Origin of the sequence: Flavobacterium sp. CAU 1735 (assembly GCF_039888695.1) — a bacterium.
In the GTDB taxonomy this organism is placed as follows: domain Bacteria; phylum Bacteroidota; class Bacteroidia; order Flavobacteriales; family Flavobacteriaceae; genus Flavobacterium.
Map to the genome: position 1 here is coordinate 1,283,779 of NZ_JBDQQQ010000001.1, position 23,296 is coordinate 1,307,074.

A 23,296-nucleotide genomic window follows, 5' to 3' on the forward strand; every position below is an offset into this window, starting at 1 on the left:
TTTTTATAGGATTAATTGCTGTTCCAGTCGATTTTTCGGGAAAGGTACATCACAAGTCCAAGGATGATAAACAAACCGATACTGCCTACAAGAAGGGCGTAATTTTCCATTTGAATGATAATATAAATAAACAGATACAAAGCCGATAGCGACGTACCGATGAGCAGCGGGAATTTAGGATTCTTCAGAATGGAAAAGGAATACAGACTGATCATCAGAACAACTGCGAGACCGGAAAGAATATAGGCCAGGCGGAAACTACTGTGCTCGGTTATCGCGATAAGCAACGTATAGAACAATACCAGCGCAATACCGATCATACAATACTGGAAAATATGAATACGGATTTTACTGATGGACTGAATCAGGAAAAATGTCAGGAACGTAAGACCGATTACCAGGAAGCCGTATTTGGATACGCGTTCATTTTTTTGATATTCGTCAACAGGCACAATAAAATTAACCCCAAAGGCATATTTGCTCAGATCCGGTAGAGTATTAAAATATTGCTGCGAAAACGCTCTGTTGATATGCAGTACTTTCCATTTGGCCTGAAAACCATCATCTGAAATCACTTTTGTTTTATCGTTCGGAAGGAAATTTCCGGTAAAGCCCGGGCTATGCCAGTTTGATTTCATACTCATTTCCGTCGTTTTTCCAATCGGTACAATTTTGATCAGCTGACTACCATCGTATTTGATTTTAAAATCAAAAGAAGTTGGAAAAGTTGCGCCTGCCATATTGATAGGAGCGGTTTCCAGTGCTTCATAACCGGAATTGCTATTGTAGATCGGTTCGAAGGTATACGGTTTGCCACCAAATGTAATGTCGACTTGATCTTTAATACTCTTCAGATTGGTGGTCTGAATCAGGATGGTCGCTTTGTCCCAATGTATATTTCCTGCCGGAATATTCTGTATGTCAAAATCCGGTTTTACATAGGAACCTTTAAAATTCATTTCGGCCGTGTAGACCGTGGCGTTATAAATATTCCGGTTTAACGGTTTGGTTTCGACTGTCGTCTGATTTTCCAGTTTTTCCGGAAACAGATAAGCATATTTATAGGTTTGGCTATTGGCTTCGGTATACGGTACTTTTAAAATAGGTCCGTAAAAATAAACACTGCTTCCCCATTTTTCACTCACTTCTTTAATCACCTCATTTTTCCGCTGTGAACGTTCCGAAATTAAATCTTTGACAAATTGTAGCGGTATTAGTAAAAACAGCGTCAGAAAGCCAATCATGATCATTTTGACCGTTGGCGTTTGGAAAAAAGGAATCGGCATTTTTGGGAGGTTTACTTCCGGTCTGGAAGTGTCTTTTTCAGATTGATGGTCCATGTTGATTTGATTTAAGGTTATTGAATTTTAAAAGTTTTTCGAATGTTTTCGGTCGGTTGTAATAAGAGTTTCGAATAGTCGAGGTAATGAAAGGCCAATGCTTTGCGGCCTCGTTTGTAATACGAGTGAAAGAATGCTAATTCGAAGCAATAAAATAGTGTTCCGATTAGTACTACCATAAACAGATAGGCACTTCTTTTTCCATTGCCGTAGCATTGCATTGCGATTTCTTCTTTTACAGACGTTCCGATTCCGGTGAGAATATGCATCACATCGTGGTCTTCCAGTTTGGGTTCCATTGTAAAATGATTTGCAGTTAAAAATATTCCGAGGTCGTTTCCTAGTGTTTTTTCGGGATAGGAGAGTAGTTCCTCTTTGGTAACGTTCCATGGCGTATTCTTTTTAAAAAAGTGCTGATACGGTAATTTGGAAAGTGTGTAAAACAGTTCAAATAATTTATCTTTCATATTTAAAAGTACTTTGAATTTCAAAGTAAAAAAGCAAAAAAATAGCGTTAGTGTTTTTGGATTAATTTTTCAAGAGCGTCAATATGTTCCTGAAAGGCTTTTCGGCCCTCCTGAGTTGCGATATAGCGGGTATTGGGTTTTTTCCCGATAAACTGTTTTTCAATAACGATATAGTTTTCACTTTCAAGCGCTTTGGAATGACTCGCCAGATTGCCGTCTGTCACGCCTAGAAGTTCTTTAAGCGTCGTAAAGTCGGCGTACTCGTTGACCATCAGTATGGACATAATGCCCAGACGGATCCGATGGTCAAACGCTTTATTGATATTTTCGATCAGACTTTTCAAAACAATTATTTTCGGTCGTATTTATAATGCATCACAGTACCGTAGAGGATATGGCAGATTCCGAATCCAAGCGCCCAAAAGTACAAACCATAATTGGAAAATACTACGGATAATAATCCTAAAATGATTTCGGTAATCCCAAGATAACGCACATCCCGTAAGGTGTATTTACTGGCGTTTAGACAAGCCATACCGTAAAAAATAAGGGTAGTGGGAACGATCAGATCGTAATAGCTTTTATCAAATAATAGCAAGGTCAGAATCCCACCGGTTACCAGTGGAATAAAAAAATTGATCAGTAGTCTTTTGGAAGAGGAGTTCCATACTTTTTCGCCTGTTTTTTTGGCTTTGTTAACGGTGAAGATATACGCCGTGATTAAAGAAACAAACAGTACCGCCAGCGCAACCAAAACAAGTTGTTGGAACAGGGAACTGTTCACGGAAACATAGGCATCGGTGTTGGTACGGATCAGATACTGTGCCATAAAGGCACCAATCAAAGCATACACACCGGCCAAAACGCCGGAAAGACCGCTTAACGAAATAAACTGTGTCGATTTATTCATCAAGTCCTTGATGTCTTTTAAATCCTGTAAATAATTATTTGTATCCATTTAAAAGTACTTTGAAAAACAAAGTAAGTGATATTTTTTGAAACCAGCAATTTTTTAAGAAAATAAATCTGATAAAAGATTGATCGGAAATTACCAAAACAAGTGATATGTTTGTAAAAAGATTTAAAACGATGCGTATAGTAGGTTATTTACTGGTTATCATAGGGATATTGTTCGGAGTGTATCTCCTGATGGCACTTATCGGTGTTACATCGTATACGGAACATCTGAAAGGGGAGAAACCCAGTTTTCTGATTGTATACTATATGGGGATTATTGTTGCCATGATTGTATTGGCTGTAGCCGACTTTTTGCTAATCCGCTACGGACGACGTCTGATTCGTAAGGCAAAAAATAAAACACAAAATAGTTCTACCGAAGAGCAACAACTGTAATTATGAAACCAGCCGACGTCTATATTATCAACCAGCCGGAGCCGTATCGTTCGATATTATTGCACCTGTTGGCCGTTTTAGAAACAACATTGGAAGGATCGTACGAGTTGGAATGCAAATGGCAAGTGCCTTATATGTATTATAAAAAGAGGCCTTTCTGTTTTTTTAATGCGAGTCATAAAAAACAATTTGTAGACATTGGTTTTTCAAGAGGTTTTAAATTGCAACAACATCAGGATGTATTGGTGGCCGATGGCGGTAGGAATACAATGAAATCACTGCGCTACCGATCGTTGGAAGAAATTGATAATACGGCACTAATAGATGTGATCAAAGAAGCGATGACATTATATCCATAAAAAAAGGCTCCAAACGGAGCCTTTTTATCTAGTATCTTTTGTCTAGCGTCTTTCCTCTTTTAAATTATATTCTAAAAATACCACCAAAAGCAATCACACGTTGTAAAAACATAAAATGCTGTGACGCTTTATCGTCGTTGCTATACGTCGTTTTGATGTCGTTCATGTTGATATAACCACCTTTTAATTCGGCCTGAATAAAGAAGTGTTTAAAGAAAGTCAGGTTAAGTCCGGCTTTGGCCGAAAGTCCGAATCCGGAAATATGGAAATCGTCATGACGTTCTTTATTAAACAATTTTGCATTGGTTTTAGGGAATAAAACACCACCACCAACACCTTCGGTTACATTGATCTGAAATACGTCGGTATCGGTAATTCCAAACCATTTTGAAATATCGTCCACACGGGAAAATTCCGTGTTGATATAGTTTAATCCGTCGGTATGCTCGAAAGTAAGGAAACTTTCATCGGTTAAATCAACCATTCCATTGCTCACGACCGTGTTGTTGTATTCTGCCGGATACGTACCGGAAATACGCGCCCGCTGATCCTGTTGCATTACATATTTCATATGATCCACACCAATTGAAATATTGTATTTGTCGGTGATAAAATAACCAACACGCAGATTGGTCTGTGGAATCGTCATTCGTCCCGGGTTGATATAGTCAATATGCCATCCTTTGGGTTTGTCCTGAGCCGCAACATCGTGCAGTGTAAAATCGTAATCGGCACCTTGAAAATGGATATCCGAATTGGTGAAATTCGCGCGGTTTCCGCCCCAGAAAACGTAAAACTTACCTTTGTTGTGAGCCGTGTATTTTTCAGGTGTGATTGCTTCTTCCTGAGCAAAGGTGTACTGTGAAAAAACACAAAAAGTTAGCACAGCCATTAAAAATGGATGTTTCATTATCGATAGTAAAAATTAAAATGAATTTACAGTTTTACGGATCGCTACCAGTTTTTGCATCAGCCCTTCAAAATAATCCAGGTGTAGCATATTGGCACCGTCGCTTTTCGCATTGGCAGGGTCGAAGTGGGTTTCGATAAAAATACCGTCTACACCAACTGCGATTCCGGCTTTGGCAACCGTTTCGATCATATCCGGACGACCACCGGTAACGCCGACCGATTGGTTGGGTTGTTGTAGCGAATGCGTCACATCGAGTACCGTTGTAGCAAATTGTTGCATGGTTGGGATTCCTCGGTAATCCACAATCATATCCTGATAACCAAACATGGTTCCGCGATCGGTTAGCATCACGTTTTCGTTTTGGCAGTCCAATACTTTTTGTACGGCGTGTTTCATACTTTCCGGACTCATAAACTGACCTTTTTTCAGGTTTACGGTTTTTCCGGTTTGCGCCGCAGCTACCACAAGATCCGTCTGACGTACTAAAAACGCAGGAATCTGAAGAATGTCCACATATTCGGCAGCCAATTCAGCATCGTGGTTTTCGTGAATATCGGTAACGGTTGGTACGCCAAATTCTTTGGATACCTTTTGAAGTATTTTCAGGGCTTTTTCATCTCCGATACCGGTAAAACTATCGATTCGGGAACGGTTAGCCTTTTTAAACGAGCCTTTAAACACATAGGGAATGGCAAGTTTGTCGGTGATGCCTACTAATTTTTCGGCAATTCGCATGGCCATTTCCTCGCCTTCAATGGCACAAGGTCCGGCCAATAAAAAGAAATTTCCGCTATCAGTATGTTTGATTTGCGGTATATTGGATAAGTTCATAATAGATTCTTAAAAAGTGAAACAAATATACAACAAAAATCCTTCCAAAAAACGTTTTGGAAGGATGCGATTTCTTATAGTATTCTTAAAATTAGTGTGTTCGGGATGGGTTTTTCTTAATGGATAAACCTTTAGGGCACATTATTTTGCCTTTTTCGAAAGTGTTAAAGTAAAGTACGATAGGTTTTGCCAGACCTTCCCAGCTTACGGTATATTGTGCCAGCATTCCGGCACCTACACGGTTGTGTTTCGTTGGAAACGGACAACAGGTTCCGGTTTTTTCGAAGCTTAATTTTTGCCCGTCAGGACCTTCCAATCCGTTAAAAAAGTACGTCACATTATTTTGTTCCTGCGATTCCGCTACAAACCCGATATTGATCGGATAGTCCGAATCATATCCGTATTTGGCGTTATCGCTATATTCGGTCAGCAGATAATAATCCTCGCGAAGGATAGGGCGGGAAGCGGTTTCGTCTATATTTTTAATGGTCGATTTGGTGCTGATACAGGAAGAAACCGACAGCGCCAGTAATAGCAGGGCAAAAGCTGTTTTTTTCATAATTAATTTCGGTTTTTGGTCTGAATAAAATAAGCGGCAATTGCCGATAGTATAATTCCTAAAGACAGGATGTTTAAAAATCCTTGTGAAATAAAGCTCTGAAGGTTAAAATAACCCGTTGCAAATTCCTTATTACCCGGTTTGGTTTTGATCACATTCGCGATAGCATTGTCGAAAAAATCCGGAGAAATCACCTCATGGAAAAACGTTTGTACCAGCGGACTTATTGCAGCGATGAGTAACGTCAGAATAGCCCCCGAAATAAACGCCTGTTTGTAGGTGATGGTACCGTTGTAAAAAGTTGTCTTTTTTTCTTTTAATGCCAGCGTATAAACAATAATGTATACGATTCCGAACAGCAAACTGATATAGAAATAACTACTGATCTTTTCGTCGTGAAAGCCGGCAATTTTCTCTAAAAACAGCCATAAAACAGTGGCTACGGAAAAAATAATACTCCATTTTATTTCGGTAAAAAACTTTTTCATCTGCGGGTAAATTTATGGTTTCAAAGGTAGCAGAATATTTTGTTTGCGGAAAATTATGTAATCAATGTTACACAAAATACTGGTCGAATAAGTACTTTTGCCCTAAATCAGTTTTTTATGGAAGTAATTTATGGAACCTGGCCCTGGTATATATCGGGCTTTTTGATCGGAATGGTGATGCTGGCGCTACTTTATTTTGGCAAAGCATTCGGAATGTCCTCTAATTTACGAACCTTATGCAGTATTGCCGGAGCGGGTCGTTTTGCCGATTTTTTCCGATTTGACTGGAAAGCGCAACGTTGGAATCTGGCGGTGGTTTTTGGAGCCATGCTGGGCGGTTTTGTAGCGGTTCACTTTTTAAGTGACGGAAGTGGCGTAAACCTGAATCCCACAACAGTAGAACAATTGGCAACGATGCATATCGAAGCACCGGAAGGCAAACTGGCTCCGGATTCGTTAATGGGTTTTGAAGCCTTAAAAAATCCGAAAACCTTTATCATTTTATTAGCCGGAGGGTTGCTGATTGGTTTCGGAACGCGTTATGCCGGCGGATGTACGTCCGGACACGCTATTTCCGGGTTAAGTAATTTACAGTTGCCTTCGCTGATTGCCGTAATCGGTTTTTTTATCGGCGGATTGATCATGTCCCATTTTCTATTACCTTTAATTTTCAGATAAGATGAAATATATCAAATTTATACTGGTTGGTTTTGTATTCGGAATCGTGCTAACCAAATCAGAGGCGGTATCCTGGTATCGTATTTACGAAATGTTCCAGTTCCAGTCGTTCCATATGTTCGGAATTATTATGGTTGCGGTGATGACCGGCTTGATTGGTGTTCAGTTGATCAAACGTAAAAAACTAAAAGATTATACCGGTGCGCCCATTGCGATCGAACCCAAAGAAAAAGGATTTGCCCGTTATATTATTGGCGGTACGTTGTTTGGATTGGGCTGGGCGATGGTTGGTTCATGTCCGGGACCGATTTTTATTTTGTTAGGAGCCGGATTTTGGGGTGCTGGTGTGATTTTACTCGGTGCGCTTTTAGGAACCTATATCTACGGATTGTTAAAAGATATACTGCCGCATTAAGAGCGGTTTGTAAATAAAAAAGTCCCGATTTATCGGGACTTTTTTATTGAATTTCAGCGCTTAAACCGGCATCCAGCAATGACGAACACTGCGGTTTCAGGTCGGTATACGAACCGGTTTTTACCGTACATTTTCCGGTATAATGTACCAAAATGGCACATTGCTCGGCTTGTTCGGAGGTATGGTCGCAAACGCGGATTAAAGTGTCTATTACGTGATCGAAAGTGTTTACATCGTCGTTAAACAGTACAATTTCATTATTTAATGAAATCAGCTCTTCGACCGATACGCTTTCTAAAACTTTTTCCTGGGTACTCATAATCAGAAGCTTAGTTTAATTTTTTAGCTAATTTACATATTTTAGAGATACCCAATTGTTCTTTTGGAACTTTTTAACATACGTCAGTCCTTTTTCGGTACATGACGCATCGATAAATGGAATATCCTCTTCATAAAAACCACTTAACAATAGAATACCGCCTTTATTCAGACGGTTTACATAAGCCTGCATATCGTTTAGTAAAATATTACGGTTAATATTCGCGATGATCAAATCGTATTGCTGATCCACCAATAAAGCAGCATCGCCTTCGTAAACCGTGATATGCTTACAATTATTTCGTTCGGCATTTTCGATGGAATTCAGATAACACCAGTTGTCGATATCAATAGCATCGATGGGTTGTGCGCCACGCATTTCGGCCAAAATTGCCAAAATTGCCGTACCACATCCCATATCTAGGGTTTTCATTCCGGTTACATCGGTTTCCAATAAGTGTTGTGCCATCATAAAAGTCGTCTCGTGATGACCGGTTCCAAAACTCATTTTCGGCTCGATTACGATATCGTATTGTGCCTCGTTTTTCTCGTGGAAAGGGGCGCGAATCTGGCAAATACCGTCAATGTCGATCGGCTCAAAATTCTTTTCCCATTCTTCGTTCCAGTTTACCTGTTCGATCTCTTCTATAGTATAGGAAATAGTAAATTCCTCAGAATGTAAAATCTGTATATCATCCAGGATATTTTCATTCCACAGCTCTTTTTGAACGTAAGCGGACAGCCCGTTTTCGGTTTCGATAAAACTTTCGAAAGCCGTTTCTCCCAGTTCAGCGATTAAAATTTCAGAACCTAACTCTTTGGGTTCCACAGAGAAGTGGTATCCTATATAATTATTTTGCATAACATTAATTTTTCGCAAAGGTAACATTATCTTAATATCGTCAGCGGATAAATAACATTAGTTTTGCTCTCAGATAACACAACACTAACATGAGAATACAACTAACTTTTGTTTTACTGTTCGTCGCAGCTGTATTACAGGCGCAGGACATTAAGATTAGCACCAAAGATAACGATTTAAAATTAGCGGCATTACCCTATTACAGCTACGGTAAGGGGCTTGGAATTACTTCTGCCGACAGTCTTTTCCAGTTAAATATTCGTTTCCGGATGCAAAACCGTATCGGATTTATCAAAAATGAAGGGGAAGACGATGCGTATGACGGACAGATTCGTCGTTTGCGTTTGCGTTTCGACGGTTATGTAGGAAACCCACATTTTCTGTATGTGTTACAATTATCATTTGCACCGGGCGATGTAGGTGAAATTCACGATGGGGAAAACATCAATATTATCCGGGATGCGGCGGTTATTTACCGACCAAACCGAAACTGGAGTTTTACTTTCGGACAAACAAAATTACCCGGTAACCGTCAACGGGTCAATTCATCGGGAGCGTTACAGTTAACCGATCGTTCGATAAACAATGCCAAATTTAATATCGACCGGGATTTTGGACTTCAGGCGTATTATCTGAATGAGCAAAAAGACCGGTTTTCCTATAATTTAAAAGCGGCTGTTACTACTGGTGAAGGTCGTAACTGGACCAAAAGCCCGGATAACGGTGTGGCTTTAACCGGTAAGATCGAATTATTTCCATTAGGATCGTTCACGAAAGACGGATCGAATTTTGAAGGCGATCTTGCCCGCGAAAAAACACCCAAATTATTGTTTTCGGGTGCTTATCATCAAAACAATAACGCCAGACGAACCCAAGGTCAGTTAGGAGACGATTTGTACCAGCAAAAAACCTTGCGTTCCTTTTTTGCGGATGCGATGTTTAAATACAACGGTTGGGCTGCTATGGCGACCTATATGTCCCGTGCATCACACAATCCGGTGGCTGTTGATCCGTTGGATCCGACCTTAACAAATTATGCTTATGTTGGTCACGGAATGGACTATCAGTTGAGTTATACGTTTCCAACGAATTATGAAATTATCGGACGTTTTTCAACGCAAAAAGCGAATAAAGATATTGCTGCGTTTACACCAAATACCAACGAATATACCCTTGGTGTAACGAAATACCTTTGGGAGCATGCCTTTAAATTGCAAACAGAGTTTACCTACGATCGTCTGAGTTTTAACGACGGATCGACAAAAAATAACTGGTATGTTCGCTTCCAGATTGAAATAGGTATTTAAAAAGAATACTCATATGAAGAGACACCTGACAGGTTTTGAAAACCTGTCAGGTGTTTTCTTTTAGGGTGTATTTTTACTTTGAAGAATAAAACAGATAAGGAAGGTGTTTCTATTCGCTATCAGATTGAAAATAGGCATTTAAAAAAGAATATTCTTTGGATAGACACCTGACAGGTTTCGAAAACCTGTCAGGTGTTTTAGTATGTTAATTCAGCCTGTCGAATCAGTTCCCGGAAAATCGCGGCACAATCCGGTAAATGGATTTTAGGGGCGGATTGTCCCGACCACAGATTGGTAAAATCACCTTTGTTTTGTTGTTGGGCTTTTTGGCGCAATGCGGTCGTCAGACTATTTTGTATCGGATAGGGAAGTGGTGTGAAACCGGAATGCTCCACTTCGGTCATAAATTGATTTTGCAAACCACGAGCCCATCGTCCGGAAAATGCACGGGTAAGTTGACTATCGGTATCTTTTGCCGCCAAAACCGCCTGCTGATAAGCCGGTATCGCCAGACTTTCGGTTGTGGCAATAAAAGCCGTTCCAATTTGCACTGCGGAAGCGCCCATAGCAAAAGCCGCTTTAATGGTTTTCCCATCGTTGATTGCACCGGATGCTAAAACCGGTTTACCGATACGATTTACAATTTGCGGAACCAATGCCAGCACGCCAATTTGTGGTAGCGGAATATCCTCGAGGAAAGTACCGCGATGACCACCAGCTTCAATACCCTGAGCGGTAATCATATCGACACCTTTTTCGTCTAATAGTAGCGCTTCTTCCAAACAGGTTGCCGTTCCGATTAAAACCGTACCGTTGGCTTTTAATTTTTGCAGACTTTCATCATCCGGAATCCCGAACGTAAAACTAACAATAGGGATTTGTTCCGCAATCAGAATATCGATTTGTGCTTTGTAGGAATAAAAAGTGAGTGTGTCCAAAGCTAACTCCGGGAATTCCAGCCCGTTTTTCTGGCCAAGTCCGATCAGGAAATCCTGCATTGGCGTAGCCTGATCCCGATTTACTTCCGGGATTGTATGCGCGAACAGATTGACGGCAAACGGACGCTGGGTGAGTTGTTTGGTTTTTCGGATTAATTCGGTTGTTTTTTCAGGCGATAAACCGCCAACGGGAAGTGATCCCAATCCGCCTTCATTGGCAATCGCGGCAACCATCTCGGGAGTGGTTACGCCTAACATCGGAGCCTGAACGATTGGATATTGAATGTGTAACTTTTCGGTAATGGAATGGAACCGGTTCATGGTAAATGTTTTCTCAAATTTATGAAAATGCTTACCGTAAAACCGGGTTTGGGATATATTTAACGCCCAAAAATCAAAAACCGGATTGGAGGCGAATCCAACCCGGCTTTCTTCCTAAAAATATAATAAACTACTTAACAACCAGTTTTTGGGTAATGCCTTCATCCGTCTTGATCAGATAAATACCTGCCGTCAGTTTTGATGTGTTGATCAATAGTGCATTTTTCTCCGACTGGATTAATTTTCCGGTCAAATCATATAGTGAATAGTTGGCCATACGGTTAAAATAAACCACACCTTTGGTAGATGGATTCGGGAAAACAGCAAAGGTTTTTGGAGCATGTACATAATCGTCGTTGGTCAGATTTGCGGTATTTACTTCATACATACTAATCGTACCACTGATTTCGTTGGCTACAGCTACATAATTTTTATTGTTCGGACTGTCCGCAGCTTTGATAAAGGTAACGCCTTCCGGACCAAAATCTCCGGAATAAGCCGATGTGCTACGACTGTTTTTATAGTCTACGAATTTTACATCGTTCGGATTGGTCACATCATAAACCATTACACCACCAACGCGCTCCAGCGTGATAAACGCAAAGGTTTTCCCGGCAATTTGCGTTAGCGTAACACCTTCCGGCTCCGGACCTTTGGCACGGCTTCTTCCTTTTTTAACGTTATCACCGTGGTCGGCATTAAAAATCGGACTGATCGACGGTGTCATAGCGGTATACATCTCGAAATCGTCGCCACTGTCAAATACGATCGCTTTCGTATCGGCATTAAAGATGGAGAACGAACGGGAACCTAAAATTTTGATTTCTTCAAAATCGGCATCCGCATCGGTATTTCCGTTAAGATTGGTTACACGTAGTCTTCCGGCGTTGTGGTTTTGTTTTAAAACCGAGGCATTCGGGAAAATAGCAGGATCTAAAGTATAGGTATTGGCACCAACCGTAGTTCTTTCGGTTAAACCGGCATATTCTTTTTCATCACCTTCGTTGGCCATAACCAGGTAGGTTGTTCCGTTTACGGTATAGTTTGCTACGGCATCCGGAATATAATACGCCTGAATGGGCCAGTTGGCAATCAATACTTCGTTGTTATTATCGGAAATATCCATACCGTTACCCGGCAGACTGATATCTTTTGTACCTAAAGCCCAAATGTCGGAAATGGTTTTAGTTACCAAATCAATTTCGGCAATGGCGTTATTTTCCTGAAGGGTTACCCATGCTTTTTGAGAATCAGGACGAACGGTGATGTATTCCGGTTCCAAATCCTGTGCCAGCGTACTGGTACTTTTGGTTTTACGTACGCCTGAAGCGATAAGAGCAGCTTCCTGCGCATTAAAAGCGGTAAATGAAGCCGTAGTGACATTAGCCTGCGTTAAAGAAGCGATTCCACCGGAAATATCGATAATGGAAACCGAACCTTCCGGATCTACGGTATAGGCATCATTCGGTTGTCCTTCGTTGGCAGTTAGCACTTTTGTTCCGTCCGGTGTAAACGTTACCATATCGGGTAGCGCCCCTACGGTTACCTGTTTTAAGAACGTCCCATTGGTGTCGAAAAATACCACCGATCCGTTTAGTTGTTCGTTGGCATTTGGCGAAGCAACGGCTACCACTCCGTTTTTAACAGCTACACTGGTAATACCACCATACGAAGCCATATTGATGGAGTTGATTACCGTTAAATTGGCCGGATTCGAAAAGTCGATGATTTCCAGCTTGTCGGAAATAGCACTGATGGTAAAAAGACGTTGCGTAGCCGGATCGTGTACGATGATCTCGCAAGAACTGGTACTTGCTCCGGAAGGATCGAAACTTCCGATATAGTCCAGTTGGATATCGTGATTCGGACTAGGCGCCTGGCGGTCGTTATCCTTGATATATACGGTAGCCATTGGATTTCCGTTGATCGTTAAACCAACCGGGTTTTCAAGGCTTAGTACAAAATATTCGGCATGTTGTTCTTCCTGGGTATCGTCGATAATCGGAATCGAAATAGTTTGAGTTGCGTTACTACCCGCTGTAAAATGTAAGGTTTGGGTTTGTAATGTAAAGTCATTTTGATCGGCTGTACTGAACGGAGCCGCCTTTACTACTAAATCAACCGATGCATTAGCAGGATTGGTTAGATTTAGGTTGAATGATAGCGTACCGTGATTTTCGTTTACCGTTACAAAATTGGAAGCCATCGCAATTTTAGTATCGAAAGCTACCGTCGAAAACTGAACTGCAGAACTATATGTTATGGCATTATCATGCATATCTTCGATCAGATTCGGTAATAAGAATACAAAATAGGTAGTACTGTTATTAAACGGCTGTGTCGGGTTGATCGTAATCGTGTTGTTGTTAAAAGTAGCGTCAAATGGTACAGTAGCTCCTGTAATACTGCCTTGGCGTACTTGTACTAAAGCATCCACATTGGTATTGGTAATAGGCGAATTGTCAATCAGACGGACATCTTCATTAAACGAAATTGTAGGCTGTGTATTGATGGCTACGTTAGTCGCATTATGCGTTGGATTAAAAGACGCTAATGGAGGCGTGGTATCGCTACCACCTGCCGTAGAACCGGTAATGGTAAGATTATCAAAACGGTTATTTCCGCTTGAACCGGCAGCTGTGCTACCTCCGAATTCAATTTTCAGGGCAAAATTAGGGTTGTTGGCGGCACCTGCGATTCCGGAGAAATCCAGGGTTACCACTTCATAGGTAGGTTCGGTTTGAGGAGAATAGGTGGTTACGGCCAATCCGGTAGTGATAAAATCGGTTCCGTTTAACGTATACGAATAGTTTTGAGACGAAGCACCTTGTGTGGTACGAGTCGTTGCAAATTTAATGATGATATTCTGATATCCAGTAGTGGGTGCGGCAACCAGTAGTGCGCGGGTGTTACTCGGATTTCTCGGGCGTAAACCCAATCCGGCTGCATCACCGTTTTGTGCGTTCAATGCCGATCCGGCTACATTGTCCATATATCCGGCACCGGTTCCGGGATAGGTAATCTGTGTTCCGGTTGGAATCAATGAGGCATCGGGAGCTACGGTTGTTAGCGTTCCGGATGGAAGTGCATTAAAATTCCAGTAGTGAATTTGCTGTGTCTGTCCCCAGGTAAAGGTCGATCCCATAAAAAGGAACAGGCGTAACAGGTTCTTTTTAGAAGTGTAAAATTGTGTCATGTGTGTTGTTTTGGTTGGGTACAAAAGTGAAGGTTTCAGGTTAGGGTAGTATTAACTTAAAAATAAATCGGTGTAACAGAATGTTTAAGAATAGGTTAGGAAGGTAAACCAATACACAACCGGATGTTAACTTAACTTTTCCACAGGACGGTCACCGATATAAAAAAAAAGGACAAAAATGCCCGTTTTAAGAAAGGTTTATCAATTTTAACAGCTGTTAAATATTACGTTAAAAAGCGTTAATAGGAGTTTGTTTTTAAGTACTTTTGCGACAATTTATAAAAAAACAAATCCAATCACCATGGGTAAAAAAATAGTCTCATTTTTGTTCTCCACGCGTTTAATGGCTTTCCTGTTTATTTTCTTTGCAGCAGCGATGGCCGTAGGAACGTTTATCGAAAACGATTATAATACCACGACAGCCCGTATTCTGATTTACAATACGAAATGGTTCGAAGGTATTATGGCGATCTTCCTGATCAACTTTTTTGGAAATATCAAACGCTACCAATTGCATAAAAAAGAGAAATGGGCTACGCTATTGCTGCATTTGTCTTTTATTTTTATCATTTTGGGAGCTTTTATCACCCGTTATATCAGTTATGAAGGTGTGATGCCAATCCGCGAAGGCGAAAGTTCCAATCAGATTTTTTCAGACAGAACGTATCTGACTGTTTTTGTAGATGGTGATTACCAAGGCGAAATGCGTAGAAGAACCTTTGAACAAAGAGCTTTGTTCTCACCGGTGACGAATAACGACTTTACCATTTCCAAAAAGTTTAATGAAACGCCATTTGAAATCCGTTATAAAGACTTTGTAATGGGCGCCAAAGAGGTGATCAAACCAAGTGAAAAAGGGACATTGTTTTTAAAACTCGTGGAATCCGGCGACGGAACCCGTCACGAGCATTACCTGAAAGAAGGGGAAGTACAAAATATCCACAACGTATTGTTTGCGTTTAACAAACCAACCGATGGTGCGATTAATATCATCAAAGAAGGCGATAAATATTCGATAAAATCACCATTTGAAGGAAACTTTATGCGAATGGCCGACCAGATGAAAGGCGATGTTGCGAAAGATATGGTTCAGGACTTGATGTTCCGTTCCCTGTATAATATGGGCGGTACGCAATTCGTACTACCGGAACCGGCTATAAAAGGTGTTGTAGCATTCGAATCGAACAACGATTTTAAAGACGATAAATCCGACGATGCTTTGGTGTTAACCGTAACTGTTGGAGGCGAAGAACACGAAGTAACCCTATTGGGCGCCAGAGGAAAAATGGGCGTGCCGAATTCCTTTAAACTGGGGAATCTGGAGTTTACCATGATGTACGGAAGTAAAGTTTATGAAACGCCATTTAAAATCCGTTTAAATGATTTCGTAGCCGAAAAATACCCGGGAACGGAAAAAAGCTACTCGTCTTTTGAAAGTAAAGTAACCGTACTCGATGGTGCGGAACAACGCGATGAACGTATTTATATGAATCACATTTTGGACTATAAAGGATTCCGCTTCTTCCAGTCGTCATTCGATCCGGACGAAAAGGGAACCGTGTTATCGGTAAACCACGATTCGTGGGGAACCAATATGACCTATTTGGGTTATTTCTTATTGTATGTTGGACTTATAGCGATCCTATTTGATAAAAACAGCCGATTTGGCGATCTGAAAAAGAAACTGGAAAAAGTGCGTACGAAAAAAGCAAAATTACTACCGGTTATTGCGTTATTGCTATCGTTTAGCGGTTTTGCACAAAACAACCACCAACATCAGATGCCAACGCCAAAACAAATCGACTCTTTACTAACCAAATATAAGGTAAGCGACGAAGAAGCAGCAAAATTTGGCCGATTGGTAATTCAGGATCAGGGTGGACGTATGAAGCCTATCAATACGTTTTCATCCGAACTATTGCGAAAAGTAAGCAAACAGGATCATTATAAAGGAATGAACTCCGATCAGGCGTTCCTGTCGATGACACAATTCCCGCAGGTATGGTATAACGTTCCGTTGATCTATATGAAAAAAGACAACGACAGTATCCATAAATTAATCGGAGTGTCGTTGGGCGAAAAATATGCTCCGTTGGTAAGTTTCTTCGACGAAAGAGGGAATTACAAACTGGCTGGTGTTTTGGACGAAGCCTATAAAGCTGCGGTTCCAAACCAATTCCAGAAAGACTTTATCGAAGCTGATAAAAAAGTAAACCTGTTGTATTCGGCATTAAGCGGTCAGATTTTAAAAGTATTCCCGGTTCCGAACGATCCGAATAACAAATGGGTATCGTTCCTGGAAGTGAACGAGCAAACGCATACCGCTTTGGATTCCATTAAAAACGTTATTCCGTATTATTTGAGTAGTATCGATAAAGCTGCTATTTCGGGCGATTATAAACTGTCGGACAGCCTGCTTAAAGGATTGGAAAACTATCAGATCAAATACGGATCGAAAGTACGTCCAAGCGACAAAAAAATTGATACGGAAATCCTGTACAACAAATACGACATTTTCAAAAAGCTATTCTCCTGGTATATGTATGCCGGAGTATTGATGTTCCTTTTTGTGATCATCAAAATTTTCAAAACCAATAAAACGGTTAATATACTGGTAAAAATCAGCCATGCGATTATTGCGGTACTATTTGTATTGCATACCGCCGGATTGATCTTCCGTTGGTACATTTCCGGTCACGCGCCGTGGAGTGATGCTTATGAATCGATGATTTACGTAGGATGGGCGACCATGCTATTCGGATTGGTATTCGGCCGAAAATCGGAATTAACGGTAGCGTCTACAGCCTTTGTTGCGGCCATGATCTTGATGGTAGCACACTGGAGTTGGATGGATCCTGCGATCGCCAATTTACAACCGGTATTAAACTCGTATTGGTTGATGATCCACGTGGCGGTTATCGTAGGTAGTTACGGTCCGTTTACACTGGGGATGATCCTGGGAATTGTAGCGTTATTGCTAATGGTGTTCACGAACGAAAAGAACAAAGAAAAAATGAACCTGAACATTCAGGAGATTACCTATATCAACGAAATGGCACTTACTGTCGGATTGGTGATGTTAACGATTGGTAACTTCCTGGGCGGACAATGGGCTAATGAAAGCTGGGGACGTTATTGGGGATGGGATCCAAAAGAAACCTGGGCATTGATCAGCATTATGGTATACGCTTTTGTAATCCACATGCGTTTGGTTCCGGCCATGCGTGGTAAATGGATTTATAATGCGGTTAGTGTTTATGCTTTCTATTCCATTTTGATGACCTATTTTGGAGTAAACTTCTATCTGTCCGGTTTGCATTCGTATGCCAAAGGAGATAAAGTGGTAACACCAAACTTCGTGTATTATTCAATGGCTTTGATAACGCTGTTGGTGGCATTGGCCTACTACAAAAACAAAAAATACCTGCATAAAAAGAAATAATTGCAAAATAATAAAAATAATGAAAGCTACCTTCGGGTAGCTTTTTTTATTTATGGGTATTAAATAATTTGATTTTTAATATTTTTTTAACAAAATACCTATTACATTTATACTCGTTAATCAATAAAAACAAACAGTATGAAAAAAGTAGTTTATTTAGGAATGGCATTATTATTTACCATGGCAATGTCGGCTCAGGAAGTGAAAAAAGAAGTAAAAAAAGAGACTGATGCGGCTAAAAAAGAAATGAAGCACGAAGGCAAAAAAGCGAAAGCGGAAATGAAATCCGAAGGCAAAGAAGCGAAAGCTGAGATGAAAGCTGAAGGTAAAAAAGCGAAAGCCGAAGTCAAAGACGAAATGAAAAAAAAGTAACAAAATGAAAAGCGCCCGGAAGAGGCGCTTTTTTATTCAGTATAATCCAAATCTTTATTATGGGTTTCGGCGATTGTAAGCGTCGAATAAATAGCCAAAGCAAATACAATCAATCCGACTATAGAAGCGGAAACAATTACCCCGTTATGCACTTTTAAATGATCAAAAGCGATTAACATCACCGGAAGCAAACCGCGAACCATATTCGGGATCGTTGTAGCGGCCGTACTGCGGATATTGGTTCCGAACTGCTCGGCACCCACCGTTACAAACATCGCCCAATAGCCGGTTCCCAATCCGAGCCAGGCACAATAAAAGTAATACATAGTCTCCGACCGTGTTCCGCCGTATAGCATCAATACAATTCCTACAATCGTAAAGAGCATCATATATAAAATGGCCTTTTTCCGCGAACGCAACAATTGCGAAATCAACCCGCTGGCAAAATCGCCTACGGAAATCCCAACATACGCCCACATAATCGCTTTACCGGGGTCAATTTCTCCAATCCCGAAGGATGGCGCAAACTGATTCCCCATCACCGCCAGAATCCCCACGCAAAACCAGGTGGGCAATCCAATGGAAATACACTTTACATATTTTATAAAACGCTTGCGATTGGTAAAAACGCCAAGAAAATTTCCTTTTTGAATATCGGTATCCCGAAGGTCTTTATATAGGCCGGATTCCATCACGCCTACGCGTAAAAAAAGCAGAAACAGTCCTAACGAACCACCGATAAAATAGGCATAGGTCCAGTCGCCGGCCAGTTCTACCGTAAGCTGCGCCACTACGGCACCTAAAAGACCAAAGCCGGCCACAATGGAAGTTCCGATTGCCCGTAATTCTTTGGGTAATGATTCCGAAACCAGCGTGATTCCGGCGCCCAATTCACCCGCCAGTCCGACACCCGCAATAAAACGCAGAATGGCATAGGTCATCGCTTTGTCGTTAAAGGGGAGAAACGGAAGGAAACCGCACAAAATATTAGCCACGGAATAGACAAGTATGGAACCGAAAAGTACCGAAAGCCGTCCTTTTTTGTCGCCTAACATGCCCCAGAGTATACCACCTAACAATAGTCCGACCATCTGGAAATTCAGAATCATCGTACCATCGGTATCGACATCAAGACCAAGGGTTTTTAAACTGGGAATACGAACAATGCCGAAAAGGAGTAAATCGTAAATGTCGACAAAATAGCCTAAAGCTGCTACAATTACAGGAAAGGATAATAAATGTTTAATTTTTTGGGATTCCATTTATATTTTAGGTTAAGTATTGCCAAAAATATAAATAATTGTCTTCTGTGTTCTTTTTTTGCCAGGATATTTTTAAGACGATTAATAGCCTGAAAATTTCGTCAGCTATGTCCTTGTTTAACGGGGTGGATTTATATTATTAAAAAAACAAGATTGCTGATTTTTATCAGAATACTATAGAATTATAACTAAAATTTTGAAAATGTAACGTTTTTTTGTCAGTTTAATAATTGGAAATAAATCAGAATTAAATATCTTCACGGTTTTATTTTGAAAATTCACAATTTCGAGATATTTTGAAATCTAATTTGAAATTAAACTAAAACCAAAAAACAATCTTAATAAAACACAAACATGGAAGAAAAACAAATCGTTTACACCTTGGAAGGTACTGGTACCAGAGAAACAAATTTAAAAAATGAGGCCACCAATTTATTGGCGAAACTAAAAAATCAATTTGGAAGTACACACTCGGTTACTGCAGGCGAATTTGGTGTGTTGGATAAAGATTGGTCGCATGAAATCAAAATCAGAAAAGGCGATAAAGTTGGCGCTGCAGTTACGTTAAAATGGGCGAAATCGAACCCAACGGTTCTTTCAATAGACGTTGACGAATCTTCTAAAATGGGATCCAGAATATTGTATGGTGGGTTATTTTCTTTTATGGGTATTGGTGCTTATATGGGGTATAATCATATCGAACCATTCGCATTTTTACCGGGTCAGAAAATAGCAACAGCTTTAGCAGCATTGATCATGGCTATTCCGGGAATTATTGTGGTTTATATCCTAAAATCGATGCTCATGAAAAACGAAAAAGAGGAGAACAAACAATTGGTAGCCAGTGTTATCAACGTATGTAAAAAGTAATCAATTTTTCCAACAGTCGTTCTGACGAGGAAAAACACAATATTGAGTACTATAGAGAAGCAGGAAAAGATTTTACCTAGTCGAAAGAGGTAAATTTTTCCTGCTTATTTTTTTAATTCCCTTTAAATTCGGTTAAACGGGCCATATCCATTTGATTGGTTTTATAAAAAGCAGTGGCTTTTTCCAATAGTTTTTTAAACGCATCCTGGTTGTTGATTTTTTTAAAATAGCGCAGTTCGGTATAGAACATATCGGCTTTATCATCGTTGTCTTTTGCCAGGTTGTGTAACGCATCAATTTTAGATTTGATCACGGCAATACTGTTTTTCTCTTTTACGATATCCAGAAACTGATTGATAATATAGGTCGCGCCGGCTACGGTTTCGTTTTCGATCATCTTACTAAAAAGAGCCAGTGCTTCTGTTTCCCGACCGTCTTTTACCAAAACTGCCGCTTCCTGTTGCCATACATAAGCATCCGGATTGGTACTAAGCCCGGTTTTTTCGATCAGTTCTTTTACCGATTTGATTTTAGCGAGATTCCAACTGTTTTTAGCATCACTGTTGATCGTTTTTAGCAGGATATCCTGTAGTACTTTGATCTCATTTCCGGCTTTCGAACCGGTTTCAAAACCTTTTAATTTATCGGTATTATTGACCCAATAGGTGAAAAATCCGTTATCAATGGTGAACACGCAGTTTTTTAGTATCGTATAACTTTTTTGAGTTCCCAACTGGTCTTTCGGAAAAGCGTCGTACAGGTCGTTGGCAATACGATTGGTCATTCGATCGTCTTTATACAATTGTACCAAAGTGGAATACGCATATAATGTACGAATGCTTTTGTCGCCCGAAGCATATTTTTTGGACAGATTTGCAGTGCGTTCCACCGGATCCAAAGCCGTTTTTCCAACCGTATTTACAAGGTAACCGACATCGGCTTTTGCTCCGGAACAATGAATCAGCGTGTTATCGGTATCAAAAAACAGAAAATACGGCACGCTTTCCAGTTTTAGTTTGGACTGCGCGATATACAAACTGTCTTCTTTTTTTATGTTTTCAGTATTGATTCTGTAATTGACAAAATGAGTATTGTAGAAATCACCCATAGTGGCGTCTTCAAATACCGGATCCAGGGTTTTACAAACCGAACAGTTTTCATTGTAATATTCAATAAACAGCGGTTTGTTTTCTTTTTTAGCTTTTTCGAGAGCGGTTGCCAAACCGGATTCAAAGCGTACGCCCTGCGCATTCAGTGATACTGTTGCGAGGAATACAAACAGGAGGGAATATAGTTTCGAAGTCATACCGAGTTGTAATTAAGGTGGAAGGTCATACAAAATTACCATTATCCTGTGATAAAAAAACGGGGAAAAACCCGGATTAACATTTTTTTAGTTAAAAAAGATATTTTAGGTAAAAATCAGGGCTAATTGTTATAATGTTAAGATGTTGCTAAAATTTATACGAAACCATTCTATAGTAGCGTTATAGTAGTTTGATGACTTTTCAATTCTTCGGAATTATACCGTGCCGATAGCCGGGCACATTTCAGTTTTACTACATTTTTTTAGCGTCATATTACAGAATCGGATATGGTTTTTCCAGTAGGGCCTATTTCGGTTCCTGACGATTGTAATTTTACCGTGTTAAAAGTATTGAAATGAAGCACGAACTTAACATAATGTCCATTTGGAAAGGTGAAACCCAAGCCCTCTCTTTTTTTCAGAGGCTTTTCAGGCGACCAAAAGTCACACCGAAACCACTGACCACTCCTAAGATGATCAGTGAAGACTGTAACGGCATTATGTTAGGCGGAAAAAACGTGAAATCATTACTGTTTTCGACCGATATGGCGATCATTGAAAACAATGATGCCGATGCAATATTGGCTGTTTATCCATTTGCCCCTTCTCCGAAAATTATGAAGGCATTAATTGATTTTTCCGATAAACCGGTAATATGTGGAGTAGGCGGGGGGCTTACGCAAGGGAAGGTGGCAATGGAAATGGCTATACAGGCGGAAGCCTTGGGTGCGGCGGCGATAATCGTAAACCAGCCGTTTAAAAACAAAGACCTCAACGTGATCCGTAAAAAGATTACAATTCCGATTATTTCCAGTGTTTCGGTAGCCGATTTTTCCTTTCAGGATCGTGTCGATGCCGGAGTGGATATTTTTCATATCACCGGCGGAAAAAACACCGCTAAAATTCTGGAGCATATCAGTTATGCCGTTCCGGGTTATCCGATTATGGCAACCGGAGGAAAAAGCCTGGAAAGTATTCAGAGTGCCATCACTTCGGGCGCGGATGCTATTGTTTTAACACCACCAACCAGTGGCGAATTGTTTAAGTCGATTATGGATGGGTACCGTAAAGGACTGGATTATTTGCGGCATTAATCGATCGCTATTTTGTCTTTTTATATTCTTTAATAATACGATTATCGATCTGATTGTCTTTTAAAATAGCAATGATCAAATCTTTTGGTGCTTCTTTTCCGTTAATACGGGTCAGGATTTCCAGCGTCATATTGTTGTTCTGACTGATAAAGAGCAAGCCGTAATCCGGACTAAAATAGCTGCTACCGGTAATCATCGTACGATGACCGTGTTTGCTGCCGCATAACGGATCATAACAATTGTAATCGATGTGTTTGTATAGAATGTATTCCTTGTCATCGAGATGATACGTTATCTTTTCGGCGTAAAAGGCATCGGTTAGCCCTGTATTAAGACTGTCTTTTCCTTTTAGGTCTTCACGGGTAAACGGGAACGTAAATTTGCGTTGGTGACCGTGAATGGTCATCGCAATGGCATAATGGTTTTTTTCAGCGCGAATAACCGATTCCGAATAGCTAAACTCCTGTATTTTTTCCCCGTGAACGGCAAGGTATTTCAGATTGCTAAAACGATTGACCGGGCGAATGTCAAGGCTATTCTTTTGCGAATAACCGATACATATATTTAAAAAAAGGAAAACGGAAAGTAGGCGTATCATAGTAAGC

General features: G+C 40.4%; 24 protein-coding genes. 9 read left to right on the forward strand and 15 right to left on the reverse strand.

Translation table 11 applies throughout. The annotated features are described in order from the left end of the window. Positions 1 to 11 precede the first annotated feature (11 nt). From creD to AAFN64_RS06170, 4 genes are all read right to left on the reverse strand, one after another. Complete coding sequence (gene creD, locus AAFN64_RS06155; protein WP_347759909.1) at positions 12 to 1,286, reverse strand: cell envelope integrity protein CreD; 1,275 nt, start codon at positions 1,284 to 1,286, stop codon at positions 12 to 14. 71 nt (positions 1,287 to 1,357) lie between these two features. After that, positions 1,358 to 1,807: a hypothetical protein gene (locus AAFN64_RS06160; RefSeq protein ID WP_347759692.1), complete on the reverse strand. Its 450-nt coding sequence runs from the start codon at positions 1,805 to 1,807 to the stop codon at positions 1,358 to 1,360. Positions 1,808 to 1,854: 47 nt separating this feature from the next. Further along, positions 1,855 to 2,151 (reverse strand): transcriptional regulator, encoded by a 297-nt coding sequence (locus AAFN64_RS06165; protein WP_300485765.1) that lies wholly within the window; start codon positions 2,149 to 2,151, stop codon positions 1,855 to 1,857. Positions 2,152 to 2,156: 5 nt separating this feature from the next. Continuing rightward, complete coding sequence (locus AAFN64_RS06170) at positions 2,157 to 2,765, reverse strand: hypothetical protein (RefSeq protein ID WP_347759694.1); 609 nt, start codon at positions 2,763 to 2,765, stop codon at positions 2,157 to 2,159. 107 nt (positions 2,766 to 2,872) lie between these two features. Between AAFN64_RS06170 and AAFN64_RS06175 the strand changes: the two genes are divergently transcribed. Beyond that, positions 2,873 to 3,160, forward strand: coding sequence for a hypothetical protein (locus AAFN64_RS06175; protein ID WP_300485761.1), 288 nt, complete (start codon positions 2,873 to 2,875; stop codon positions 3,158 to 3,160). A gap of 2 nt (positions 3,161 to 3,162) precedes the next feature. Beyond that, positions 3,163 to 3,519, forward strand: a complete 357-nt coding sequence (locus AAFN64_RS06180) for a DUF1801 domain-containing protein (protein WP_347759695.1) — start codon at positions 3,163 to 3,165, stop codon at positions 3,517 to 3,519. 64 nt (positions 3,520 to 3,583) lie between these two features. On the opposite strand, the gene AAFN64_RS06185 is transcribed toward AAFN64_RS06180, so the two are convergent. The 4 genes from AAFN64_RS06185 to AAFN64_RS06200 form a co-directional block, all read right to left on the reverse strand. After that, positions 3,584 to 4,429: a hypothetical protein gene (locus AAFN64_RS06185; RefSeq protein WP_300485757.1), complete on the reverse strand. Its 846-nt coding sequence runs from the start codon at positions 4,427 to 4,429 to the stop codon at positions 3,584 to 3,586. A gap of 15 nt (positions 4,430 to 4,444) precedes the next feature. After that, a complete protein-coding gene (gene kdsA / locus AAFN64_RS06190; RefSeq protein WP_347759696.1) occupies positions 4,445 to 5,263 on the reverse strand; it encodes a 3-deoxy-8-phosphooctulonate synthase in 819 nt (272 codons plus the stop codon). Positions 5,264 to 5,354: 91 nt separating this feature from the next. Then, a complete protein-coding gene (locus AAFN64_RS06195) occupies positions 5,355 to 5,822 on the reverse strand; it encodes a 2-dehydro-3-deoxyphosphooctonate aldolase (RefSeq protein WP_347759697.1) in 468 nt (155 codons plus the stop codon). Between the two features lie 2 nt (positions 5,823 to 5,824). Further along, entirely contained in the window at positions 5,825 to 6,310 is a 486-nt protein-coding gene (locus tag AAFN64_RS06200; protein ID WP_300485751.1) for a DUF4199 domain-containing protein, read from the reverse strand. A 117-nt stretch (positions 6,311 to 6,427) separates the two neighbouring features. On the opposite strand from AAFN64_RS06200, the gene AAFN64_RS06205 reads away from it, so the two are divergent. Next, positions 6,428 to 6,988, forward strand: coding sequence for a YeeE/YedE thiosulfate transporter family protein (locus AAFN64_RS06205; protein ID WP_347759698.1), 561 nt, complete (start codon positions 6,428 to 6,430; stop codon positions 6,986 to 6,988). 1 nt (position 6,989) lies between these two features. Continuing rightward, the gene (locus tag AAFN64_RS06210) at positions 6,990 to 7,403 is read left to right on the forward strand and encodes a DUF6691 family protein (protein WP_347759699.1); all 414 of its coding nucleotides are present in this window, start codon (positions 6,990 to 6,992) and stop codon (positions 7,401 to 7,403) included. A 43-nt stretch (positions 7,404 to 7,446) separates the two neighbouring features. On the opposite strand, the gene AAFN64_RS06215 is transcribed toward AAFN64_RS06210, so the two are convergent. Further along, positions 7,447 to 7,722, reverse strand: coding sequence for an ATP-dependent Clp protease adaptor ClpS (locus tag AAFN64_RS06215; protein WP_300485746.1), 276 nt, complete (start codon positions 7,720 to 7,722; stop codon positions 7,447 to 7,449). 27 nt (positions 7,723 to 7,749) lie between these two features. Next, positions 7,750 to 8,583 (reverse strand): 50S ribosomal protein L11 methyltransferase, encoded by an 834-nt coding sequence (gene prmA, locus AAFN64_RS06220; protein ID WP_300485744.1) that lies wholly within the window; start codon positions 8,581 to 8,583, stop codon positions 7,750 to 7,752. A gap of 89 nt (positions 8,584 to 8,672) precedes the next feature. Between prmA and AAFN64_RS06225 the strand changes: the two genes are divergently transcribed. Further along, positions 8,673 to 9,890, forward strand: a complete 1,218-nt coding sequence (locus AAFN64_RS06225) for a porin (protein ID WP_300485742.1) — start codon at positions 8,673 to 8,675, stop codon at positions 9,888 to 9,890. A gap of 197 nt (positions 9,891 to 10,087) precedes the next feature. Here AAFN64_RS06225 and AAFN64_RS06230 read toward each other — a convergent pair whose 3' ends face one another. Further along, positions 10,088 to 11,149 carry a nitronate monooxygenase gene (locus AAFN64_RS06230; protein WP_347759701.1) on the reverse strand — a complete coding sequence of 354 codons (1,062 nt, stop codon included), beginning with the start codon at positions 11,147 to 11,149 and terminating at the stop codon, positions 10,088 to 10,090. A 130-nt stretch (positions 11,150 to 11,279) separates the two neighbouring features. Then, positions 11,280 to 14,345 (reverse strand): choice-of-anchor I family protein, encoded by a 3,066-nt coding sequence (locus AAFN64_RS06235; protein ID WP_347759703.1) that lies wholly within the window; start codon positions 14,343 to 14,345, stop codon positions 11,280 to 11,282. 301 nt (positions 14,346 to 14,646) lie between these two features. Between AAFN64_RS06235 and ccsA the strand changes: the two genes are divergently transcribed. After that, entirely contained in the window at positions 14,647 to 17,787 is a 3,141-nt protein-coding gene (gene ccsA, locus AAFN64_RS06240) for a cytochrome c biogenesis protein CcsA (RefSeq protein WP_300485736.1), read from the forward strand. A 138-nt stretch (positions 17,788 to 17,925) separates the two neighbouring features. Continuing rightward, complete coding sequence (locus tag AAFN64_RS06245; RefSeq protein ID WP_300485735.1) at positions 17,926 to 18,159, forward strand: hypothetical protein; 234 nt, start codon at positions 17,926 to 17,928, stop codon at positions 18,157 to 18,159. A gap of 32 nt (positions 18,160 to 18,191) precedes the next feature. On the opposite strand, the gene AAFN64_RS06250 is transcribed toward AAFN64_RS06245, so the two are convergent. Continuing rightward, positions 18,192 to 19,421, reverse strand: coding sequence for an MFS transporter (locus AAFN64_RS06250; RefSeq protein ID WP_347759704.1), 1,230 nt, complete (start codon positions 19,419 to 19,421; stop codon positions 18,192 to 18,194). A gap of 354 nt (positions 19,422 to 19,775) precedes the next feature. Here AAFN64_RS06250 and AAFN64_RS06255 point away from each other — a divergent pair, with 354 nt between their 5' ends. After that, the gene (locus AAFN64_RS06255; RefSeq protein ID WP_347759706.1) at positions 19,776 to 20,291 is read left to right on the forward strand and encodes a hypothetical protein; all 516 of its coding nucleotides are present in this window, start codon (positions 19,776 to 19,778) and stop codon (positions 20,289 to 20,291) included. A gap of 112 nt (positions 20,292 to 20,403) precedes the next feature. On the opposite strand, the gene AAFN64_RS06260 is transcribed toward AAFN64_RS06255, so the two are convergent. After that, on the reverse strand, positions 20,404 to 21,597 hold the full coding sequence (locus AAFN64_RS06260) for a thioredoxin family protein (RefSeq protein ID WP_347759708.1): 1,194 nt from the start codon (positions 21,595 to 21,597) through the stop codon (positions 20,404 to 20,406). Between the two features lie 356 nt (positions 21,598 to 21,953). On the opposite strand from AAFN64_RS06260, the gene AAFN64_RS06265 reads away from it, so the two are divergent. Continuing rightward, complete coding sequence (locus AAFN64_RS06265; protein WP_347759709.1) at positions 21,954 to 22,691, forward strand: hypothetical protein; 738 nt, start codon at positions 21,954 to 21,956, stop codon at positions 22,689 to 22,691. 7 nt (positions 22,692 to 22,698) lie between these two features. Here the strand turns inward: AAFN64_RS06265 and AAFN64_RS06270 are convergent, their stop codons facing one another. Then, a complete protein-coding gene (locus tag AAFN64_RS06270) occupies positions 22,699 to 23,289 on the reverse strand; it encodes a hypothetical protein (protein ID WP_347759711.1) in 591 nt (196 codons plus the stop codon). Positions 23,290 to 23,296: the final 7 nt, after the last annotated feature.